The sequence below is a fragment of the Methanosarcina sp. UBA5 genome, assembly GCF_002505485.1.
GTDB lineage: Archaea > Halobacteriota > Methanosarcinia > Methanosarcinales > Methanosarcinaceae > Methanosarcina.
On record NZ_DAVG01000122.1, the window covers coordinates 1 to 22,306 of the forward strand.

Here is a 22,306-nt window from a genome sequence, read left to right on the forward strand (position 1 = left end):
GACGGGACTCGGGTGACGGAACTCGGGCAGCGAAGCATTTACATGTAAGGTGAGCATAGAGTCCACGAAAAGCCGACAAAAAGAAAGGCTAAAATAAAAATAAAACTGGATGACTGGCAGAGGAAAATCAATGGCTGTATGGAAAGGAAAGAAAGTGGTTCTCCGTACCACTATGGGTGATATAACAATTGAACTCTTTGAGGACATGCCGATTACGTCGGGAAATTTCGCAAAACTTGTGGAGAAAGGCTTCTATGACGGAGTTATTTTTCACAGGGTGATTGACAAATTCATGATCCAGGGGGGAGACCCGACAGGTACAGGTATGGGCGGGCCAGGTTATGAGATTCCAGATGAATTCACAAGCCATAACCGGAACGATAGGGGGACTATATCTATGGCAAATGCAGGCCCGAACACAGGCGGCAGCCAGTTCTTTATCAACCTTGTGAACAATAATCATCTTGACAGGATGCACCCTGTGTTCGGAAAGGTAGTAGAGGGCATGGATGTAGTGGATTCTATCGGAAAAGTAAAAACTGACCGCCAAGACCGCCCGAAAACCGAAGTAAAAATTATAAAGGCTGAACTAGTCTGAAATTTCTGATATTTCAGGTCGATTCCTACCTTTTATTTTTCCTAGCTTTCCAGCTTTCTATCTTTTATGCTTTCTATTTTTTATTTCCCATATTTCTACTTTCGATTTTTATATTTATCTATTATTTTTAATTTTCACATCTAATTATTTTCTCTATACACTCTTTCTGACATCATTTCTAACCGTCATTTATGGCCACTATTTCTGATCACAATTTCTGCTCACTATTTCTGATCATATTTTCGGATACAATGATAAAAAAGCCCGCCTAATTAGAATATAATTTCTTTTATCGGAGACTGATGAAGCCTGCTGAATGTTCACAGGAGAAGAGATTTTTGTGTGGGAAATAGAAGAGGGATTGGATTTTCTGGCAAGTGAAACCCTTAAAGCCAGGTATCTGCGTGAAGGGGAAAAGGATTGGGAGGATGTCTGCGAGAGAGTTGCTAAGGCAATTGCAGTAACTGAGGAAGAGTATCTCGATTTCAAAGACCTCATGGTCAGAAAGATTTTTCTTCCGAGCTCGCCAACGCTCATGAATGCGGGCACTGAGCTCGGACAGCTCGCAGCCTGTTTTGTAATTCCTGTGGAGGACAGGGTAGAGGAAATCTTCGATTCGATTAAAACTGCAGCTCTGATCCAGAAAACCGGAGGAGGCACAGGTTTTGATTTCTCAAAAATACGCTCTGAAGGTTCTCCCAGCTCCTGTAGCGAGGACGCGACGAGTAGCCCTGTAGCTGTCATGAAACTTTTCAATGAGGCAACTGAGATCGTAAAACGATTTGGAAGGCGCCGTGGTGCCAATATGGGCATCCTTGATATTTCCCACAACGATATTCTTTCTTTCATCAGGGCAAAGCATGTCGAAGGAGAGTTGAGTAATTTCAATCTCTCGGTTATGGTGTCTGACGCTTTCATGGAACTTGTTGAAACAGATAAGGCTGGCGAAGTCTGGAACAGGCAAACAAGCGTGACAGTCGAGCATATATTTTCCGAGATTGTAGAAGGAATCTGGAGAAACGGCGAACCGGGCATTCTTTTTTATGACCGAATAAACAGGGATAACTTCACGCCCGCACTTGGAGATATCTCGGCCACAAATCCCTGTGGGGAAGAACCGCTTCTGCCTTTTGAAGCCTGCAATTTGGGCAGCATAAATCTTTCCCTTTTCGTTATCGACGGAAAAGTAAACTGGGACTTTCTTAGGGAAGTAGCCGGAAAAGCTATCCGTTTTCTAGATAACGAAATTGATAAGAATACATATCCTGTTCCGGATATCGAGGCTGCAACTAAGAGGACCCGGAAAGTAGGGCTTGGGGTAATGGGGCTTCACGATATGTTTTTAAAGCTCGGGCTGCCGTACGATTCACGGGAAGCCCTCGAGCTTGCGGAAAAACTTATGGAACAGGTTACCTGGGCTTCGATCAGGGAATCAAGGAAACTCGCTGCGGAAAAAGAAAGTTTTCCCGAATATGAGGATTCCACATGGGAACTTCCAATGAGGAATGCTGCATTAACTGCAGTAGCTCCGACAGGCACGATAAGCATTCTTGCCGGTTGCTCGGCAGGAATCGAACCTGTTTTCAGCTGGGTCTACAGGCGGGCCCAGACCGTAGGCAGGGAATTTATGCTTGTTCATCCGTTTTTTAGGGCGCATTTCAAATCCAAACTGCCAGAAGCTGACTATAACCGGCTTCTTGAGCATGTCTATAAATACGGTACCATGCAGACTGTGGAAAATCCGGAACTTGTAAGCGAAGAGGAAAAGCAGCTTTTCAGATCTGCGCTTGACATTGACTGGAATGCTCATATTGATATGCAGGCCGCGTTTCAACGACACTGTCATGCAGGAATTTCGAAAACTATCAATATGCCTTATTCCGCAGGAAAAGAGGATATAAAGCAGGCTTTGATTTATGCCTGGAAACAGGGACTCAAGGGGCTTACTATCTACAGGACCGGAAGCAGGCAGCATGTGGTACTCAGCCTTCAAAAACCTGAAAACTGAACTGGAGTCTCTAAAGAAATCTGTGCCCCAAACTGCATAATAAATATTAAAAAGTGTTATCTTACTAAAAATATATATACACTCGGTCCCTCTAAATAATCTATGACTGACACTTTTAAACATCACCTTGAACTGCTAGTCGCCTGCATCATTTACGGTACCGTCGGAATCTACATGCAACAGCTGGAAGACATGTCCATAGGCTCAATTATTTTCTACAGACTGTTCTTCGGACTCACAGCCCTTTTGTTTTATCTTGCAATTACCGGAAATTTAAACCAACTTGCTCTAAAAAGAAAGAAAAAGTATCTGCTTCTCCTGGGAATTCTGTATGTTTCACAGATGTTTTCCTATTATTCGGCAATTCGTTATCTTGGAGCTTCTTCAGCCGTTCTGCTGCTCTATACGGATCCGATTTATCTGACTATTCTTGCCCCTCTGCTGCTGGGAGAAAAGAACACGGGAAAAACTATTCTTGCTCTTTTCCTTGGCCTAATAGGAGTCTTCTATGTAACAAGGCCGGAAGGAGGCTTCGAACAGCTTGAGTTTGGCAGTAATTATCTAAAAGGAGTGCTATTCGGGCTTACAGGAGGTCTTTTCAGCAGCGGCGTAATAATCTCGGTTCGCTATCTCAGAGATGAATATAACGGGCTTACCCAGCTCTTCTGGCAGAGTACAATCAGCTTGTTCTTCCTTTCACCCTTTGCGATTTCCGTTCCACGGGATGTGCTTACTGCAAACCTTCCAGTTCTTATACTTTTCGGGGTACTGATTACAGGTATAGGGGCAGTGTTTTATATAAGGGGTGTAACAGGCGTGAGTGCTATTACGGGCAGCATCCTTACCCTACTTGAGCCGGTTTCCTGTATATTCTTCGACTACACGGTACTCGGGAACCCGATTCACAACGGGATGATTACTGGCTGTATTTTCATCCTTGCTGCGGCAATTGTAATAAGCCTCGATGATTCGGTTTCCCTGAAAAAATTAGTTTTTCGGGAGAAAACAGCCTTTGGCAAAAGGACTTTTGTCAGGAAAAAGCCGTTTTTAAGAGCACAGAGTAAATAAGACTTTATCTTTGAGCTCTATCTTTCCTTTTTCTTTTCTTCCTATTCTTTTTTCTTTCCTTTATTTTTCCTTCTCTCCTTCTCTTCCTTTCAGCGTTTCTTATTAATGAAGCAAGTGCAGCAGAACCTAAAATTTATCCAGAAATACTCAAAGAACTTAAAAGATACAGAAAGAAAGGAATTACAAGCCTTCTCGAAATGAAGAAATTAAAAGGGGGCTATTGTTTACCTGTTTTCTCTTTTATTTTCTTTTTTATATATCGTTATCGAACATTTATTTCAGTCGAATACCCTGCTAGCTTACTGCGGGGATGGAAAACTTCCCCGGTAATCGTTGATGATAATATAATTTACCAACTCCATTTTTTGGTTGTTAACTTCTGCTCAAACTAAATTGTTTTGGGCTATTATTTCCTTTGACAGAATTTGGAGCGGTGGCGCGAACATACCCCTTTACTTGCAGCGGGGTGCGCCAGCGCAGCTTTGATTTTTAACTAAAAAGTTTTTTAAAAATTAATAATACATGGATTTATATTAAATAGATTATATATTATTATATATACCACTACTTTGTATGTGGTCAAATGTGCAGGGAGCGAAGGCTATACTCTCTTTGACTCTGGCTATCCCTCTAAGTATAATATATAGGCCATTTAGAAACATGAAATCCTGTATTCAGATAAGGGATAGCTCCTTATCTGTGTTTATGTCTATATTCTGGCCACAGAAAGTATGGTTTAAGTACAAAATAGTCGGGGAGATAAATTTTATGGAACAACCAGTTGATGTTACGGAACAGTCAACTAACTATAATAGCACTATCGAATACGAAATACTGCAGGTGCCCTGGTGGGTTGTCCTTCTGGAAGGGATCATTGCCATCCTTGTAGGCTTATTCCTCTTATACAGGCCTGCAGCAACCACTGTCTTTCTTATACAGATTCTTGGTATTTTCTGGCTAGCAGAAGGAATCCTTTCTGTCATAGGAGCACTGATATTCTCGGGCAATAGGGTATGGAAGTTGCTTTCGGGCATCCTGAGCATTATTGCAGGAGTTGTCATACTGATGTACCCAATCTACAGTCCTTTCGTAGTCCTTACATTATTCGTTATTTTCATAGGGGTATGGGCTATTATTAATGGGATCGTAAAAATTGCCCTGGCCCTTAAAGGAGGAGGATGGGGAATAGGAATTATCGGTATCCTTACTATAATTTTGGGTCTTCTTCTTTTAACCAATTCTCTGGTAGGAGTCTTGTTTTTGCCATGGATGTTCGGCTTTTTCCTTATTATCGGGGGAATCGGGTCACTTATCTGGGGCTTAAGAATGAGGACCTGAAGCAGGCTATTACAGGACAGGGAGGAGAGATTCGATTATGGAAAGACCTATTGGTGTCACTATACTGGCCTTTGTAGCTGTTGTTCTGGCGTTTTTAAACGCTATTGTAATGCTTCGATTTCTTGGCTTTTTGCCTTTTTTAGGGGTAATTGAGGGCCGTATTTTCAGTATCTGGTATGCACTACTGTACGGCCTGCTCGTCTACATATGGGTGTGGCTGGCTCAGATGCTCTGGCAGGTGGAACAGCAAGCCTGGATGTTTCTGGCTGTTATTACGATATTCAATCTGTGCATTGATTTTGTGGTACTGGTTACTGGAGGTTCATGGTATGATGTGAATTTTTCAGTCCTCGTGAATACCCTCATTATCATCTATATCATGCTGCCTGGAGTGAGAGGGGCATTTGGGACAGATTAAGGAGTAAAGACGCAGGTGGTATAGGTTACGATTCTTAAGGCAATCAAAAAAGTTCATGCCATCCTGCTCTTGCTTTAATTCCTAGGTCTCCTGGATGTAAATAGAATGAGGTGAGCTTTTTCCTGCAGATATTGCGCCTTTGTTGTGCCTTATATCAACTTATAGGAGGCGTTAACATAGAAAGAAAGACTGTACTTGCTGCACTCGTGCTTGCAATGTTTGTGCTTGTTATTGATACGACAATAATGAATGTCTCTATTTCTACGCTTATCGAAGATTTTGACACTAACGTTACCACTGTCCAGGCTGCCATTACACTCTATTCTCTTGTAATGGCATCGTTTATGATTACCGGGGGAAAGCTTGGAGACATTATTGGCCGAAAAAAGGCATTCAGGACAGGACTGATCATCTACGGCACTGGTTCTTTCCTGACTGCAATCAGCCCGACAATGGTTGTGCTGTTTATAGGCTGGTCAATCTTTGAAGGGCTAGGAGCTACCCTTGTCATGCCTGCTATCCAGACGCTCGTGACTTCAAACTACAGCGGAAAGGACCGTGCTCTTGCTTATGGCATATTAGGGGGAATCGTTGCAAGCGCGATTGCCCTCGGGCCCATTATAGGAGGTTGGCTGACAACGGAGTACACCTGGAGGCTTGCCTTTGGCGGGGAGGTAGTGATCGTACTCATTCTCCTGTTGTTAAGCAGGTATATTCTGGATGCACCCCTTGAGACTGAAGAAAAACCCAGGCTGGATATAGTCGGCTCGATAATTTCTGCGCTGGGAATGGGGCTTATTGTTTTTGGGATATTGCTGGCAGGGACTTATGGCTGGTGGAAGGCCCGTCAGCCCTTCTTAATAGGAGGGATTGAAATTTCTCCGTTCGGGCTTTCTCCTACCCCGGTATTTATTGCAGCAGGAGGCATTATCTTGCTGTGCTTTGCCTTCTGGGAATTTCACGTCATTACTCTGGGGAAGATGCCACTCGTAAGGCTCGATGTACTCAGGGACCGCGGGATTACTTCAGGCATTTTTGTCCAGATGATTCAAACTGTTCTTATCGGAGGTTTCCTGTTCAGCATGGCTCTTTTCCTCCAGATTGCCCTGGGTCTCAACGCTATGCAAACAGGCTTTCTCTACCTCCCCCTTTCCATACCACTTTTAATTGCTTCACTTACAGCATCCAGGTTATCTGCCCGCATAGCCCCAAAGCGTATCATCCAGGTTGGGCTACTAGTACTTATCACAGGGCTTTTACTGGTTATTGAAACCATTAATGTGGAGGTTCGAGGGCTTGCCCTGCTGACCGGTTTTGCCTTAATAGGTATAGGCGTGGGAGTTATAGTATCCCAGATAATGAATCTCGCCCTCTCTCAGGTAGTTCCTGAAAGGACAAGCGAGACAGCTGCCCTTATGAGCACTTCCCAGAACCTGGGTATGGCTATTGGGACTGCCCTGATGGGTTCCATCGTCGTTGTGGGTCTGGTTGGAGGAGCCACTACCCTTATCGATGACAGTACTGTTATTCTAGAGGATCTCAAGCCCTCCGTGATATTGGCGGTAGAGGAAAACGCCCGTTTTTTGAGCAATGAAGAACTAACAGCTATCCTGGAAGATGCTCCTCCTGACCTTTCACAGGAGGTCCTGAGAATCAACGAGATCGCTCGCATTCATGGGATAAAAGCTTCCCTCTGGGGGCTGGTTATTTTTGCAATATTCGGTATAATTGCTTCGATCTTTCTGCCGCCCGAAATTCTGGTTCCCTCGCAAACTGAGCGGTGAAATGCCTGCAGTTTGAGAAATTTTAAAAGATTATTTACGGCTGGAAGAATTATTTCTAAACTTTATCATGGTTAAAAACATCAGGATAAAAAATATTTTTCTTTTCCATCTGTATATTGAGAGTAAAAACTGTTTTCATTCTTATGGCAATTCAATTTGAAAAACAGGACTTTTCTGCCAGCAAAATCTTTGAACTAATTTATTACAGGATTTTAATTTAAGGACGAAAAATATATATTTATCTTTTATAAACTAGGCATGATGAGATCTAACCTGATCACAATCCTTTTGTCTTCCGAAAAAAGAACAGACCTGCTTCTCCTCCTCAAAGAAAAGCCCCAGACCATTGAAGAGATCAATAATGAGCTTGATACAAATTCGGTCGCGATCCTGCCCCAGCTTAAAAAGCTAAAGGAAAAAGGGCTCGTGATTCAGCATGATAAAATGTATGAGCTTTCCCTGTTTGGGAAAATTATTGTCCGAAAAGTGGAGTCTCTTGTAAAGGCTTTAAGGCAGCTTGAAAATGATTTCAATTAAGCTGTCTTAGAGATATTTCTAACTTAGCTTTGCTAAACCTTTTTCCTGAATCTACGAATCCGTTAGCCCATTCAAGAATGAGGTAAAGATGCGGATAAGACATTCCTGCCACTCTCAATCTCTGCTGCCAGCTAATGAATAAGTACCAGGTTTATCCCTGTTTTTCAAGCCGTTCAGGAATTTGTCCCTGTTTTTCAAGCTTTTTAGAACTTTATCCCTGCTTTTTAGAACTTTTAAAAGTTTATTCATGTTTTTCAAGCTGTTTTTGAGCTTTCTCTCTTACCTCTGCAAAAATATCCTTTTCTTTTGTGTCAATTCCTACAATAAGAGGCCCGAACTCCTCCACCCTGAGCACCCAGACAGCTTCAGGCATTCCAAGGTCAAGCCAGTGGACGGTTTTTACTTCTTTGATTAATTCTGCGGCAAGGGCTGCACATCCGCCTGTATAAGCCAGATAGACGCATCTGCTCTTTAAGGCATCAGTTACGCCTTTCATTCCTCCTTTTCCGATGATTGCCCGAACTCCGTGAGCTTTCAGAAGAGAAGGCGTCATTTTTGACATCCTGCCGCTGGTTGTTGGGCCCGCTGATATCACTTTCCAGCCGTTTTCGGTTTGTTGCATCAGGGGGCCGCAGTGATAAATTACAGCACCTTCCAGGGAAAAAGGAAGCTCCTCTTTCTTTTCTCCCATCTCGAGAATTCTGGCATGAGCTTCGTCCCGGGCTGTCAGGATTTCTCCTGAGATATAGACAATATCTCCCGCATTGAGTTTCTCTATATCTTCTTTCTTCAGCGGAGTTTGCAGGTGATATTCCATTATTCATCCCTCCCAAACACAACCGAGGCATGTCGGTTCGCCCAGCACTGGATATTCACTGCAACCGGAAGGGATGCTGTGTGGCAGTGAGCAGTTTTCATGTGCACTGAAAGAGCAGTTGTGCTACCGCCAAGCCCCATACAGCCTATCCCTAGGGAGTTTACAGCCTCAAAGATTTCTCTTTCCAATCCCTCCATCGGGGCGTCAAGTGGCTCAAGCAGGGCTTCTTTTGCAAGCCTGGCTGCCGCATCAAAAGAACCCCCAATACCGACTCCTATGGTCAGAGGAGGACAGGGCATTCCTCCGGCGTTCACTATGGTTTCGAGCACGAAATTTTTGATACTTCCGGTTTCTGTAGGGTTAAACATACGCAACGCACTCATATTTTCCGAACCTGCGCCTTTAGGAGCAGCTGTGATCTTTAATTGGTTTCCGGGAATGAGTTTCCAGTGAATATCCGGAATTCCGACCCCTGTATTGTTTCCGCTGTTCTTTCGGGTCAGGGGATCGACTGCGTTCGGCCGGAGAGGTATTTCAGCCGTTGCAAGGACCACTGCTTCCCTGATTGCAGCCTCAAGGTCAAAACCTGGCTGAAATTCGCTCCCGATTTCCACAAAAAAGATCATAATTCCCGTGTCCTGGCACATGGGAACTCCATGCTTTTTTGCAATTTCAAGGTTCTTCAGGATTGCCTGAAGCTGGGATTTTGCAACCTGATTTTCTTCTGTGGTTTCAGCTTTCCTGAGCGCGTTCATTACATCATCAGGAAGCTCGATTTCCGCTTTTCTTAAAAGGTCTGCGATAGACCGGATAAAACTTTCACGGCTAATTTTTGTAGACAAAAGATCACCATTGTATAGGAGAAATGAATTCTTTAGAACAAAGGGCAGGCATGAATATATATCATGTACAGGATACGCAGTGAGCGCTTTATGAAATAAGCTCCTTATGAGATAAGTTCCGAAGCGCTTTTTTGTTTTTAATGTTTAAATATCGAGCGCCCGGAAGTTGTGAAACTTTTAAGCTGTCTGGTATAATGGAGTTCTATCCTGAACAGTATTTTGCATTTGCATAGGGATTAGTCAAAAAGCAGCAGAGTAGTTTTTATAAAAATTCAGAAAACAGTAGCAGGAATAATTGTGAAAATAAACGTACATCTGCGGAAATCAGATTAAAGTATATTCGGGATTCATTGTATTTAAACAGCAAAAAGAGTAAAAACATTAAAGATGATCTTAAAAAATTAGAGGCTTATGTGCCTCAAAGATTAAGGATTTGGATATACAATAAAGTTTGATCCTTATACAGAAGAGCATTTTTTAATTCATACTGCAAGAACCTGATTTACAGGTTTTTTTATTTCATAAAGGCTCTGACGTGAATCGAGGAAGTAAAAGCGTTCCATCAGAATCTGTTCTTCTTTTAGCCTGTTTATTGCATATCTTACTGTGCGTGAAGGAAGTATCGTTTCACGAATTATGTCTTTCTGTGTCATCTGCCCTTTGGCTTCAAGGGTTTTAAATACCAGCTTTGCCGACGGGGGCAGTTTCTCAAGTTTTTCGTAGCTAATTTCATTCACATTGTTGTTTATAGATTCATTTTCAACAAAAACGATCCCTCATAGTGAATCACCATTGTCATAGAAGAGTTCTTTGTTTTTAAACCTTTTGGCCCAAATTCCGTTTGTGTGTACAAAACGGATATTTTAGTATCTAATATTCCAAAATTAGCCCTTTTAAGAAGTAATTATTATACAATTGTGCCATCCAGTATCTCAGATGTAGAATACTCGAAAAATCGAGCCTACTTTCCTTTTTAATAAGGAAAAAGCCTGGAAACGAAAAATTAGCTAAGACAGTAATTAGCTAATAACAATCAATTCAAATGTTCCATCCATACATGAGACTGCAAAGTCATGGAAGTGTTTCATATTATCTGACATCTCTTCGTAGATTGAATGGGAAATGTATGTCTTTATATGCGGTTTTTTTACAGGATCTTTTTTAAGCTCAAGGTAAAGCTCCTTGAAAACTTCAATTAGAGTTTTCATGTTAATACGTCTGATTATTCTAATGTGGCCTATTCCCTCCGAATCGATCATAACTCGGTAACTTTTGTTTTGCTTTAGATTTCGCTCACTTAATCCCATTATTTCTACCGCAATGTATGATTTTCAATTTTGTATCTTCATAAACATCACAATTGTGAATTTGTAATTTCTATTGTTCACAATTGTGAATACAATTAATTCTTAAGATATAAAAGTGTTTTGTCCATATAACGAATAAATGACTAGAATTTCCGGCGGAATTATTTAAAAAAAGCAATCGTTGTTAGCAAAAAACGAATAGAAAAAGGTACAGAATGTCCCAATGCCCCGACGAAGAGTAAGTTCATAGAGTTAAAAACTGTAAGTTCGAAAACTCCTGCTATACGAGCAATTTACAACAGGAGCTTGGGATTTATAATTAGTTAGAAATTTATGTAAAGAGTTTGAGATACAAATTTTAGACTTTGTAGAAATCTTCTGGTTGGAGAAACCTCAAATACCCGTAACTCAAGACGTGAGTTGGATCTCAATAATTGGATCTGATCCGTTTCTGTCGATTTGAAGAGATTTCTACAGAGCCGAATTTTAAGTATCTCATGCTTCCGAACTTATTGGCGTTCCTTCTTCAATGCTACTGCTTTTCACTTTTCCTTCATGCCCATGTTCCTGTTCACGCTCCCTGAGGAGTATATCTGACCAGCTTTCAGCCCATGTTTTGAGTTCTTCAGACTCAAGAGGCGCAGGGACATATTTCTTATTATTATTCAAAATGCCTCTTGCAAGTTCTCTATATATCTCAGCCTGCTCAGAATCAGGTGCATGTTCAACTACAGTCTGTCCTCTGAGTTCACTCCTTGTAACATCAAGTGAACGAGGTACATACCCTGCGATTGTTGTTTTTGTCTGACGTGCAAAATCATTTATTATCTCTTTTTGAATCGGCTGGTTCATTGAATTTGCAATTATGCCACTGAACAGCGCACCGCCATTGTTTGCATATTTTCTTATTCCTTTGAAGAGATTATTTGCTGCATAGATTGCCATGAAATCAGAGGATGCAACAGTGTAGACCTGTTCTGCAACCCCTTCACGGATAGGAATAGAGAATCCTCCACAGACGACGTCTCCAAGCACGTCATAGATTACAACATCAGGGTTAAACTCCTCAAAGACGTGTTTTTGCCTTAAGAGTTCGATTGCAGTAATAATACCTCTGCCAGCGCATCCGACTCCAGGCTCCGGGCCTCCTGCTTCCACACAGAGAATTCCATTGAAGCCTTCATAGACGATGTCGCTGATCTCAATTCTTTTCCCGCTTCTCATAGCATCAAGAACTGAAGGAATCGATTTGCCTCCCCTCAGATTATTTGTGGAGTCACTCTTAGGATCACAGCCAATCTGCATTACTGTAAGGCCCAGGTCCGAAAGAGCCGCTGAAAGATTTGATGAGGTAGTTGATTTACCGATACCGCCTTTTCCATATATTGCGATGTTTCTTGCTTTTGCCATTTCATCACCATACGGGAAAACAAGCAAATACAATTTATAAGCTTACACTTCAGCAATAATTGACATCGAAATTCTGTTTTTCTTAATTTTGCGGCAAAAATTTCATATATTTTTCACTTAATATGTTGCTTTTTGAATAACGGATTGGATTTTTTCAACTTGGGAAGTTCACTGGAGCAGACTTGATACCGACAAATCGGCTAAATCTGTCACCTTCTAACTTATCCAGCACTGGTTCACTCCCGTCACGAAGAAGTTTATATTGGAGTGTTTCCCTAATACCTGTCTGGACATGTACGAGAGTAAACGCACTCTGAAGGCAGATTTATTTATATCTACTCAAGGAGGATGTGACATAAATCAAGAAATGTCTCATATCATTGGTTCAGGAAAGATCAGAAATCGAATAAACTAGGTTTTTCTTCAGTAAACTTTCCCCCTTCTTCCCGTCGTTTATATTCAGCGTATAATTGTCTTACATATTTACCATTAATTACTCCGAATTTTGGGTTTTGAGCACTGCTTTCAGCTGCTGTTCTGATATTTTCAATCACAAATGGAGCTGTCTCATATGGATTCAAGTATAAAACTAAAGCGTAGGGTTTAGAAAAAAGCAAAACACATTGGCGGAATAAAACATCACCTTCGCCTATTTGCTTTGTAATACGATCAGCCTTCATCACAATATAGGTTCCACGCTGATATTCGTAAATAACTGCATCCGCGATTTCATATCCTGAATGCAACCTTGGTTCTGTAGAAGTTAGTTTTGAGATTATCCTAATCCAACAGTCATCTTTTTTAGTCTCCATACATAATTTACAATTTTCTTTTGAAGGATGTCCACATTTTTCTTTTACTTTTACAACTTCACCTGCTACTTCTAAAGCCTCATTAGATGAGCTAATAAATGGGAATATATCATGCAATTTAAAGAAAAAGGAGGGAGTTAACTCATTACCTGCATTACGCAGTATATCATTTTGTATATCTTGGTTACTACAGACATAGTACGCTTCTAAAATCATTGGAGAATAATGCCATAGCACACTATAAATTGAATTTAAAGTATTTAAAAAATTGTTCTGAATTTCTTCTTTAACGTCAGGTTTAATGAACTCCGGTAGCCAGTCTAATCTTGTAATTAATCTAGCCCAAACAATTATCTGACGGTCTGGAGTACCTGATGGAGATTTTATCCATTTCATTAATTCAATAGTAATTTTCTCTTTCAGAGAACTATGGTTGTCACAATTTTTTAATGCATTTAAATACGCCATATATTGGTGAGGACTGCATTGAGATTCTACATATTTTGGTATTTGCTGGGGAATCCAATCTTTCAAAAAAACGAAACACTCTGGTAAATTTGCTACTGCTGATGAAAGCATAAAATCTACCCATTGAGAATTTGGGCTGACTGTTGCATGTTTTAAATAATTTGTTGAATATTTTAATAGATTATCTTTCGCAGACTGATTATATGGAAAACCAACGTTAGCTATGATCTCAAATAGACTAGTCCATTCTAAAGAGTTTCTTCTCTCTTGATCTTCTTCAAAAGGATCCCTATACTTATAGTAATCACTTGAAGGGTCTCTTCTAAACAGGTCATTATAACCATCTATGTATGTTTCCCAACCTTCCCCAAATCTTCTAAATAGATAATATGAGTTTAAAAAAAAGTTTTTTAAATCGTATCTAGGTTCCTGTTCCTTAAAAATATATTCTGAATATTTTTCATTATGTTGTTTAATCCAATAGTCAACTAACTTTTGGCAATCCATGTTAATCTCTCCACAAAAGTGTAAAACCATTTTTTAGCGAGTCTCCCAACGCTGAATTATTTTCTTCTAAAACTGAAAGAAACCTACTACAGGTTAATATTGATAAATCGATTTTAATTGGCATACATTTAGTATTCTCACGAAACTTTTCATATAGATGATTCATATTCCAAAATCCACATTTTTCAGTGACACATATAATATCTAAGTCACTCTCTCCAAAAGGAGAATATCTTTTTTTTGAAACTGAAGAACCATGTAGTATAAGTACCCGAGGAGAAAGAAATTCAAGACATTGACATATATCTTCAACCTGAATGTTATCAGGTAACATATATTGATCAAATGAAACGAACTTCTTGTGATTAATTATCTTAGTATATATAGTGTCCATTTAATCATCTGTACTTTATAATCTTTACAATATTCTTCTTTTTTTCGAAGGGCCGCCAGGCTAGCTGGCGGAGGCGTTCTATATCAGCTGTGAATTAAAAATCGGTTTCTGGAGTTAAGTAAAACAACTCCTCTAACCTTCGAATCGAGACGTTTTTCTTCATAATCTCATCTTGTTACCTGCGATACTGGTTTTCAGTTATTATTTTCTTAAACAGCAAGCAGGCCTCTAGCCCTTGTGGCGTAGTGAGAGAAAACTGAGAAATTCCCCTCTGGCTCAGGTGTAGATTAACAAGTTAATCCAGAACCGGAACAAGTCCTGTTATAATCTAAGGTACTAAGTCGGATATTATTCAGATGAATCTTATGCATCTGCATCTGATTCAAAATACTAAATTATTCCTAAACTTTCTTTTTTGCCGCAAAAATTCGGATAATGAGAAACTAGCTTACATTTTTGCTGATTTCCCGATTTATATATCCATTAATGCGAATGGAGGAGATGATGCCAGGAGCAAAACATACTGGAGACAAATTCACTAAGAAAAACAGGTCTCTTACGGAGTAATATTAATGTCAAGAACAGAACTTACTGAAAATGAACTGATCGAGGAAAGAATCGACCTATCACGGGCTACATGTCCCAACCGAGAACAGAGGGCGAACGGTATAAATGTCTGGTATGGAAAAGCAAGTGACCTTGCAAAAGAAGCCCGTTCAGGCTGCCTGAGGCAGAGAGAAAGGAATTTTCAGCAGTCAAGTGGTTGTGTTCTGAACTTCTATCTTTCAGTAAGGATCGGAACAATCCGTGACGCTGTGGCTATATATCACGCACCTGTTGGCTGCTCGTCTGCAGCACTCGGCTACCGTGAACTCTACAGACACGTGCCTGTTGAACTTGGCCGTCCTGCAAATTACGATCTCCACTGGATGACAACAAATCTTGGCGAAAGAGATGTGGTCTACGGTGCCGGTGAAAAGCTCAGGGAAGCAATAAAGGAAGCCGAGAGACGGTACAATCCTAAAGCGATCTTTATACTTACGTCCTGTACTTCAGGAATAATCGGAGAGGACATAGAAGGGGTTGTCTCACAGGTCCAACCCGAAATAAAAGCAACAATAGTCCCTATTCACTGTGAAGGCTCACGATCAAAGCTTGTCCAGACAGGTTATGATGCCTTCTGGCATGCAGTCCTAAAATACCTTGTCAAAAAGCCGGAAAAAAAACAGGAAGATCTGGTAAATGTGGCAAGTATGCTCTCCTATACCTGGCAGGACAGGCTGGAAATAAAACGTCTGCTGGGAAAAGTAGGTCTGAGAGTTAACTTTGTCCCTGAATTTGCATCTGTAGATCAGTTTGAACAGCTTTCCGAAGCTGCAGTTACTGCACCTTTGTGCCCAACTTACACTGACTATCTCGCACGTGGGCTTAAGCAGGAATATGGAGTTCCTTATTTCCTCTATCCCTCACCAATGGGAGTTGCCAATACCGATGAGTGGCTGAGGGAAATCGGGAGGCACACTGGAAAAGAAAGGGAAATAGAAGCCCTGATCAAAGAAGAACACGAAAAATGGATTCCGAAACTCAAGGCAATCAGGCAGGAATTTGAAAATTTCAAAGGCAATGGAGAGAAAGTAGAAGTGCTGGGTGCACTTGGGCAGGGAAGACTTCTGGCTCAGGTCCCGTACTTTGACGAAATTGGACTTAAGTCCTCAGCTGCAATGTGCCAGGATTTTGACAACCTCATCCTCAAGGATCTTGAAAAATTGCTCGCCCAGATGGGAGACTTTGACATTCTGGTAAATACCTTCCAGGCTGCAGAACAGACACATATAACAAACCATAGAAATCCCGATATCGCAATGACCTGCCCGTTCCAGGGAGGTGCATTCAAGCGCGACAAGGGTGTAACAAGGGTGCATGCCTTGAGGTCCGATGCACACCCCTGGAGTACCCAGAGCGGCTATACGGGAGCGATAGCATTTGGAAACTTCCTTTTGCAGTCACTAAAAAGCCATTCTTATCAGCGGACTATGAAAGAAAAGACGCTGAGTACGTATAAAGACTGGTGGTACAAACAGCCAAATTCACTGTATTATCTTAAAGCAGAGGAGTAAATAGGTGTAATTATGGGAATAAGTGAACCTTTAGAGACAAATAATGTTATATCAGGTGCTATTGAAGCACCACGTTACTCTTGCGCACTCGCGGGAGCTTATTCAACAGCAGTAGGTATATTTGGAGTTGTTCCCATACTCCATTCCGGGGCAGGGTGTGGAATAGGGCAGCTTTTTGGTCAATTTTACGGTGGTGGCCAGAATGCCGGAGGTCCGTACGGTGGAACAAGCACACCCTGTTCCTCTTTAGTTGAGGAGCATGTGATTTTCGGCGGCGAGAAAAAACTTGAAGCGCTTATTGAATCAACGGTAGAACTTATAAATGGAGAAGTATTTGCAGTCATCTCTGGCTGTGTCCCTTCACTTATAGGAGATGATGTGGGAGCAGTTATCAGAAGATATAAAGAAAAGAATCCTGAGGTTCCAATCATACACGTGAATACCTCAGGATTTGCAGGAACCTCATACGACGGCTACGAGTACTTTTTCGACGCTGTGATCGACCAGCTCCTTGAAAAGGCTCCGAAAGAAAAAGGATTGGTAAACGTGTTCGGGATAGTGCCTTCCCAGCACATATTCTGGAAGGGCGAAGCAAGGGAGATAAAAACCCTGCTTGAAAGAATAGGCTTGAAGGCAAATCTGATTGTAGGAGAATTTGACGCTCTTGAGAATCTGAAAAAAATTCCGGCTGCTGAATATAATATTGTTCTCTCAAGCTGGATAGGGCATAAAACAGCAGAGAAACTCGAAGAAAAGTTCGATACTCCTTATATCTCCTTTCCAGGAGTACCGATAGGGCCAAAGCAAACCTCAGAATTCCTGAGAGTTATAGGAGAAAGGTTAGATGTTTCAGCCGATGTTATTGAAGATCTGATTGCCAAAGAGGAAAGACGCGCTTACAGATTTGCAGAGTTTGTCGGCGATATACTCCTAATCACCAGACCGCATCCTTATTTTGCGGTTGTTGCAGACAGTAATTCGGCTGTAAGCATTACAAAATACCTTGCAAACGAGATGGGTTATCTACCTGATATTGTTCAGATAACGGATAATCCGCCTGAAGAAGCTCGTAAACTGATAAATGAGGAACTGACAACCGGCCTTGAAACCCCTGCCTGGCCTGAAATAATATATGAAGTAGACGCATACCGGATTCGGGAAAATTTAAAAGACAGGAATTTCTTGTTCCTGCTTGCAAGTTCTCTTGAAACTCCTATATCCGGTCCGGAGTTTAATGCCCTACATCTAACGGTTTCATTCCCTTCATATAACCGCGTGATACTTGAACACAATTACGCAGGGTTCAGTGGAGGGCTTACTCTAGTGGAAGACGTTATGAGTACATACGCAGGGCCTCTTTGATTATTGCCTCTGAGAGTACTGCCTCTGTGAGCATAATCTCTATGAGTGGATCTAGCCTCCTTTTTCCACTCATTTTCAAATTAGGTTCATTTTGTACGTCGGTGAAAATGGTTCCAAGTTGTACACTACTGTGTATTATCCAGCGAATATAATATCATAGTTCTTAACGTAAACCATTACACCCATTAAGTTATATCCTTTTACGGTGGGGAAAGAACAAATTTTCATTGATCAAAAGGTAACTCTTGATGAGCTTAACTCCTTGATTACACACGAAAAAAAATTATAGAGTCCTTGAAAAGCTTTATTTTGTCAAATTCAGATATTTGGAAGACTCTGTTGAAGAAGTTGCTACTAAACTTGGAGTCACTAAGAAAACAGGATATATTGGCAGGAAGATTGGAATAAAGGCGGCTATGCAGCCTTTATTCCAAATTTTTGTGGGAAAAGAAAATCTAAGCTTAGTGATGAACAAATTATAGAACTAAGGAATTTACTGAAAAAGAAGGATTATTGGACTACTAGAGAAGTTTTCGGATTAATAAGAGAAAAATATGGTATAGAATATTCACAAAAGCAAATAGGAATTATTCTCCATAGCTTTAATACATATCATTCTAAACCTTATGTTCTAAATTCCTAAAAAAATAGCCAAAGAGAATATAGGAAAAATCGTAATACTTATACTTGATAATTCAAAAACACATCATGCAACAAAAACAGTAACCAAAGCCAAGAAGTTAGGGATAATACTGGTGTTTCTACCACCTTATTCACCAGACCTAAATCCTGTAGAGTTTATTTGGAAAACAATTAAAAGAAAAAGTATCTGCCACATTTATTCAATCAAAATAACACTTAAGAAATATTCTCAAAAATGAATTTAGAAGAGCGGAAAACACATTGTCATTTGCAAAGAAATGGATGGAAATGCTCCATCAGCACATAAAAAGTGTAATCTGTTGAGTAAAGGACTATAATCAAGGAGATATAAAGTATTTTTTGTTGCAACAATTAAAGGCGTGACTATAGGAGCCAGAGTTGCACTTTTAACTCAGTGTTTAGGAGTTCCTGTACAAGCTACAGCTATTGCTGGTATTGTAGGAAACATGTTAATCGATTAAGTTATCAAAATTCTCAAAGATATATCCTTTCTAATCCCAAAAATAAAAGTTTATTATTACTTTTACATCTAAATAAGAATATTGTAAATAATATAAATTCATGACTAGATTCAGTGATACAGATGAGGTTTTTATATGGAAGGCTATGAGGATTTCACGAATAATCCGGGTGCAGCCTCATCTGTAACTTACTCCTTTTCAGAGAATAAAGCCTCAGGAAATAAGGACTTGCGGAATTTACTTCTGCTCCAGAATCAAACTGTTGCTGTCCTGGAACGAGATTTAAGGAGCGTAATAGCCTTTCCTCGAACTATCCCCCGCCCAATGCGAGAAAAAATAGCCGAAATTCTCACTCTTGAGGTCCTCTTTGGGCAGCCTTATGAGATCAAGGACCCTGAAAGGTTTATAGAGACTTTTGGAGCATTTTATCCGATCCTTCTTACTCTGAGAAATTCAAAACCATGGCCTAAAATCCGAAAAATCGCAAAGAAAAGCAGGGGAGCCGGAATTTCAAGCTTGAAAATTCTCCTGCCTCTGATTTATGAGATCCTGGAACGCTTTTCAGAATCAGCCAGTGTTTCAGGTGCAGAATACCTTAAGGAACTTGATACCGGAATGTATGAGATTCTCAGGCAATTTGAAGAAATCCTGAAAGAAACCCTCCTCATGTGGGAAAATGCGGAATCTGCGGAGTTTTCAGGCAGGAATTTCCAAACAATGAAAAATTCCGGAGAACTTGTCTTGGCCGATGCTGTCCTGGCTTTCATGCAGACTGACGGCTACCAGGAATTTCTGGAAAGAGTAATGTATGGACTATACCACAGAATAAACGAATTCGTTTCGGAGATGGAAGAAAACCTTGAGCTTTTCGATATGCTTGCCCTGCTATTTCCCCAGCGAAACTGGAGCTATTCCGTAAAAGAACTTAAAAAAGAGCCTTTCTATGTACAGCTTAAAATGCTTAAAAACTATTCGGCCTTTTTTGAAAAAAGCCCTGACCTGAGAAAAATCGTGGATTTCATAGGCAGGAGGGAGTTTGATCCCCCCTCGAACCGCATATGCCTCTCGCCTTTAGGAAAAAATCGGATCCAGACCGTGCGCTTTTCCGACTCCATCAATAACTTGCTACCCATGGAAGCCGCAAAACTCCTGAACCCCTCCCTGAAAAAGAAGTTCTATGCGGACATGCTTGAAGGAAAGCTCCTGAGCTACCAGCTACTTGGTAAGCACTATACCGGCCCTCCTAGCATAAAACCCAAGGGCCCGATGATTGTACTTGTGGATACTTCCGGGTCCATGCACGGAGCTCCCCAGACTCTGGCGAAGTCTGCAGTGCTGGCTATGGCAAAACGGATGCTTTCCCAGCAGAGGGACATGAAAGTTATCCTTTTTGCCTCGACAAATCAGCACCTGGAAATCGAGCTCAGCGGCAGGAAAAGAATGTCCAAAAAATTTTTGAATTTCCTGCTCTATACCTTCGGCGGAGGAACGGACTTCAATACTTCCCTTGCCTCAGGCCTTAAGTCTTTGAAAGAAAAGGATTTTCAGGGGGCAGACCTGCTCTTTATAACTGATGGCAAATCCGAAGTTTCTGACGAACTGGTCCTATCCCGTTGGGAAGAAACAAAAAAGAAGTATAACGCAAAGATCTATTCGCTGATCGTAAGCAGCAGCGGAGCAGGCGGGCTGTCTGAAATCTCGGATTATACCTATTTTGTAGAAATAGAACTGGATTCTGAAGGTTGCGGCGGATTTGTAAGGCTAATCGAATTCACAGAAGAGAAAGCCTCAGACTCCAATAAAGCAGAAAATTAAGAAAGGGTTGATTCCCTTCTTTTCCTTTTATTCGTACCTTAATGCATCTACTGGTTTCAGCTTCGAAGCCCTATACGCAGGGACAACCCCAGAGATCACCCCTATCAAAACTGCAAGGCTAAGTCCCTCAAACATCAGAGGAATGCTTAATCCATTTCCTGATGTCATACCGGCTCCCATCGTTGCTTGGAGGCCAGATGAAACAAAGGCTCCCAGAATAACTCCAAGGATACCACCAACAAGACCTACCATTGCTGAATTGAACAGGAAAATCATAAGAATATCCCTATTTTTTGCCCCAATGGCTTTCATAGTTCCTATTTCCTTTGTCTTTTCGAGAACCGAGGTAAACATAGTGTTGGCAATACCGACAGCCCCTACAAGCAGGGACACAGCTGCAATGGCGCCAAGGAAGAGAGTCATCGAACTCATCATTTCAGTAACCGAATCAGCCAACGATTTTGACGCTGTTACGGAAAAATCCCTATCATCTTCCTTATTAATGTGTCTTGAGATCATAAGTTTTTTTTCGATTTCCGTCGTTAATTCATCTACCTGATCTTCACTCTTGGCTTTTACAGATATGCTATCATAAACATCTTTTTTTGCATCTGTAACAAGGTTCACTGCCCCATCGATTGGCATGTAGATTCTTGAGTCACCCCCCATGCCTTCTTCTTTCAGGATTCCAACAACGCGAACTGCTTTGCCGTTTACAGTTATTACCTGGTTAACCCCGATCTTCTGATCATAAATTTCATTGGCAACATCGCTTCCTATGACTGCAACATTCTTATCAGCTGGTTCCAGTAATCTTCCTGATTGCGTTTTCAGTGTAGTCATGTATTTCCAGACTTGAGGATCAACACCTGTAATTGGAAGGGTTGCGTTTTGTCCTGCATATTTAATCGCTTCTCTGCCTGAAATTTCTCCTTCAATATGTTGTATACTATCCAGGCCTCGAAGCGCGTTAATATCATCTTTTGTTAATTCTGCATCTGTTGATGCACCACCCCCCATGCCAGCAGGACCATGCATATGCATATTGGATGATGCCTTGGTATACCCGGGGCTTATTGTTATCGTTGTCAGATCCAAATCTGATAGCTTACTCTGTACGTTTGCCTGCATGGCATCTCCCAGAGAGATAATGCCAATTACAGATCCTACTCCTATAACTATCCCGATAATGGTCAGCCAGCTTCGCAGTTTACTGTGCACAAGCATATTTAGACCCATTTTTAGGTAGGTTGAATTTCTCATCCTACATCCTCCGTTCCTTTTTGCTCAAACCTTTATAGGTTTGCGGAAACCGTTGCGCCGGTTTATCACGCCTTCATGTTTTCTTGCTGGGTTTTCGATCAACCCTTTTTTCAAAAGGGTTGCCATTGATGTGCTTTTTCAGCTCTGATATTCAGGCTTTTTGTATCCGGACTGTTTCTATTTTCTTGCATTCATTTTTTTCTGTATTTTCTTGCGGTAAACAAATGCTCCACCTGCAAGCGCTATTACCACGATGAAAAACACATATGAACCAAAACCGCCACTTCTACCTGGACCTCCCGGACCTCCTGCTGCAG

Annotated in this window: 18 protein-coding genes and 1 pseudogene; 11 read left to right on the forward strand and 8 right to left on the reverse strand. The window is 41.1% G+C overall.

What is annotated here, in order from left to right:
* The first annotated feature begins 130 nt into the window (after positions 1–130).
* From BP621_RS15490 to BP621_RS15520, 7 genes are all read left to right on the forward strand, one after another.
* The gene (locus tag BP621_RS15490) at positions 131–598 is read left to right on the forward strand and encodes a peptidylprolyl isomerase (RefSeq protein ID WP_292391507.1); all 468 of its coding nucleotides are present in this window, start codon (positions 131–133) and stop codon (positions 596–598) included.
* A gap of 316 nt (positions 599–914) precedes the next feature.
* Positions 915–2,606 (forward strand): adenosylcobalamin-dependent ribonucleoside-diphosphate reductase, encoded by a 1,692-nt coding sequence (locus tag BP621_RS15495; RefSeq protein WP_292391508.1) that lies wholly within the window; start codon positions 915–917, stop codon positions 2,604–2,606.
* Positions 2,607–2,708: 102 nt separating this feature from the next.
* Entirely contained in the window at positions 2,709–3,674 is a 966-nt protein-coding gene (locus BP621_RS15500; RefSeq protein WP_292391510.1) for a DMT family transporter, read from the forward strand.
* A gap of 768 nt (positions 3,675–4,442) precedes the next feature.
* On the forward strand, positions 4,443–5,012 hold the full coding sequence (locus BP621_RS15505; RefSeq protein WP_292391512.1) for an HdeD family acid-resistance protein: 570 nt from the start codon (positions 4,443–4,445) through the stop codon (positions 5,010–5,012).
* Positions 5,013–5,049: 37 nt separating this feature from the next.
* Entirely contained in the window at positions 5,050–5,430 is a 381-nt protein-coding gene (locus BP621_RS15510; protein WP_292391514.1) for a hypothetical protein, read from the forward strand.
* Positions 5,431–5,540: 110 nt separating this feature from the next.
* On the forward strand, positions 5,541–7,214 hold the full coding sequence (locus BP621_RS15515) for an MFS transporter (protein WP_292391516.1): 1,674 nt from the start codon (positions 5,541–5,543) through the stop codon (positions 7,212–7,214).
* Positions 7,215–7,475: 261 nt separating this feature from the next.
* Positions 7,476–7,751 (forward strand): ArsR family transcriptional regulator, encoded by a 276-nt coding sequence (locus tag BP621_RS15520; RefSeq protein ID WP_292391517.1) that lies wholly within the window; start codon positions 7,476–7,478, stop codon positions 7,749–7,751.
* 114 nt (positions 7,752–7,865) lie between these two features.
* On the opposite strand, the gene BP621_RS15525 is transcribed toward BP621_RS15520, so the two are convergent.
* From BP621_RS15525 to BP621_RS15555, 7 genes are all read right to left on the reverse strand, one after another.
* The gene (locus tag BP621_RS15525) at positions 7,866–8,000 is read right to left on the reverse strand and encodes a hypothetical protein (RefSeq protein ID WP_292391518.1); all 135 of its coding nucleotides are present in this window, start codon (positions 7,998–8,000) and stop codon (positions 7,866–7,868) included.
* The gene (locus BP621_RS15530) at positions 7,993–8,568 is read right to left on the reverse strand and encodes a FumA C-terminus/TtdB family hydratase beta subunit (RefSeq protein WP_292391519.1); all 576 of its coding nucleotides are present in this window, start codon (positions 8,566–8,568) and stop codon (positions 7,993–7,995) included. The genes BP621_RS15525 and BP621_RS15530 overlap by 8 nt, the downstream gene beginning before the upstream one ends.
* The gene (locus tag BP621_RS15535) at positions 8,568–9,410 is read right to left on the reverse strand and encodes a fumarate hydratase (RefSeq protein ID WP_292391520.1); all 843 of its coding nucleotides are present in this window, start codon (positions 9,408–9,410) and stop codon (positions 8,568–8,570) included. Before BP621_RS15535 ends, BP621_RS15530 begins: the two co-directional genes overlap by 1 nt.
* 482 nt (positions 9,411–9,892) lie before the next feature.
* Positions 9,893–10,147: a winged helix-turn-helix transcriptional regulator gene (locus tag BP621_RS15540; RefSeq protein ID WP_292391521.1), complete on the reverse strand. Its 255-nt coding sequence runs from the start codon at positions 10,145–10,147 to the stop codon at positions 9,893–9,895.
* 282 nt (positions 10,148–10,429) lie between these two features.
* Positions 10,430–10,669, reverse strand: coding sequence for a hypothetical protein (locus BP621_RS15545; protein ID WP_292391523.1), 240 nt, complete (start codon positions 10,667–10,669; stop codon positions 10,430–10,432).
* Between the two features lie 543 nt (positions 10,670–11,212).
* Complete coding sequence (locus BP621_RS15550) at positions 11,213–12,127, reverse strand: nitrogenase iron protein NifH (RefSeq protein ID WP_292391525.1); 915 nt, start codon at positions 12,125–12,127, stop codon at positions 11,213–11,215.
* A gap of 395 nt (positions 12,128–12,522) precedes the next feature.
* Positions 12,523–13,914: a hypothetical protein gene (locus BP621_RS15555; RefSeq protein ID WP_292391526.1), complete on the reverse strand. Its 1,392-nt coding sequence runs from the start codon at positions 13,912–13,914 to the stop codon at positions 12,523–12,525.
* 966 nt (positions 13,915–14,880) lie between these two features.
* On the opposite strand from BP621_RS15555, the gene BP621_RS15560 reads away from it, so the two are divergent.
* The 4 genes and pseudogenes from BP621_RS15560 (at position 14,881) to BP621_RS15575 (ending at position 20,726) form a co-directional block, all read left to right on the forward strand.
* Positions 14,881–16,425 (forward strand): nitrogenase component 1, encoded by a 1,545-nt coding sequence (locus BP621_RS15560; protein ID WP_292391527.1) that lies wholly within the window; start codon positions 14,881–14,883, stop codon positions 16,423–16,425.
* Between the two features lie 12 nt (positions 16,426–16,437).
* The gene (locus BP621_RS15565) at positions 16,438–17,787 is read left to right on the forward strand and encodes a nitrogenase component 1 (protein WP_292391529.1); all 1,350 of its coding nucleotides are present in this window, start codon (positions 16,438–16,440) and stop codon (positions 17,785–17,787) included.
* A 184-nt stretch (positions 17,788–17,971) separates the two neighbouring features.
* Positions 17,972–18,753 (forward strand): annotated as a pseudogene (locus BP621_RS15570) (transposase).
* A 293-nt stretch (positions 18,754–19,046) separates the two neighbouring features.
* The gene (locus tag BP621_RS15575; protein WP_292391530.1) at positions 19,047–20,726 is read left to right on the forward strand and encodes a vWA domain-containing protein; all 1,680 of its coding nucleotides are present in this window, start codon (positions 19,047–19,049) and stop codon (positions 20,724–20,726) included.
* Positions 20,727–20,753: 27 nt separating this feature from the next.
* Here the strand turns inward: BP621_RS15575 and BP621_RS15580 are convergent, their stop codons facing one another.
* On the reverse strand, positions 20,754–21,989 hold the full coding sequence (locus tag BP621_RS15580; RefSeq protein ID WP_292391531.1) for an ABC transporter permease: 1,236 nt from the start codon (positions 21,987–21,989) through the stop codon (positions 20,754–20,756).
* Positions 21,990–22,306: the final 317 nt, after the last annotated feature.

Coding starts and splice junctions, on each gene's coding strand:
- BP621_RS15510 (WP_292391514.1), top strand. CDS start 5,050: ATGGAAAGACCTATTGGTGTCACTATACTGGCCTTTGTAGCTGTTGTT.
- BP621_RS15560 (WP_292391527.1), top strand. CDS start 14,881: ATGTCAAGAACAGAACTTACTGAAAATGAACTGATCGAGGAAAGAATC.
- BP621_RS15575 (WP_292391530.1), top strand. CDS start 19,047: ATGGAAGGCTATGAGGATTTCACGAATAATCCGGGTGCAGCCTCATCT.
- BP621_RS15555 (WP_292391526.1), bottom strand. CDS start 13,914: ATGGATTGCCAAAAGTTAGTTGACTATTGGATTAAACAACATAATGAA.
- BP621_RS15530 (WP_292391519.1), bottom strand. CDS start 8,568: ATGGAATATCACCTGCAAACTCCGCTGAAGAAAGAAGATATAGAGAAA.
- BP621_RS15580 (WP_292391531.1), bottom strand. CDS start 21,989: ATGAGAAATTCAACCTACCTAAAAATGGGTCTAAATATGCTTGTGCAC.
- BP621_RS15520 (WP_292391517.1), top strand. CDS start 7,476: ATGAGATCTAACCTGATCACAATCCTTTTGTCTTCCGAAAAAAGAACA.
- BP621_RS15490 (WP_292391507.1), top strand. CDS start 131: ATGGCTGTATGGAAAGGAAAGAAAGTGGTTCTCCGTACCACTATGGGT.
- BP621_RS15545 (WP_292391523.1), bottom strand. CDS start 10,669: ATGATCGATTCGGAGGGAATAGGCCACATTAGAATAATCAGACGTATT.
- BP621_RS15565 (WP_292391529.1), top strand. CDS start 16,438: ATGGGAATAAGTGAACCTTTAGAGACAAATAATGTTATATCAGGTGCT.
- BP621_RS15550 (WP_292391525.1), bottom strand. CDS start 12,127: ATGGCAAAAGCAAGAAACATCGCAATATATGGAAAAGGCGGTATCGGT.
- BP621_RS15495 (WP_292391508.1), top strand. CDS start 915: ATGTTCACAGGAGAAGAGATTTTTGTGTGGGAAATAGAAGAGGGATTG.
- BP621_RS15505 (WP_292391512.1), top strand. CDS start 4,443: ATGGAACAACCAGTTGATGTTACGGAACAGTCAACTAACTATAATAGC.
- BP621_RS15500 (WP_292391510.1), top strand. CDS start 2,709: ATGACTGACACTTTTAAACATCACCTTGAACTGCTAGTCGCCTGCATC.
- BP621_RS15525 (WP_292391518.1), bottom strand. CDS start 8,000: ATGAATAAACTTTTAAAAGTTCTAAAAAGCAGGGATAAAGTTCTAAAA.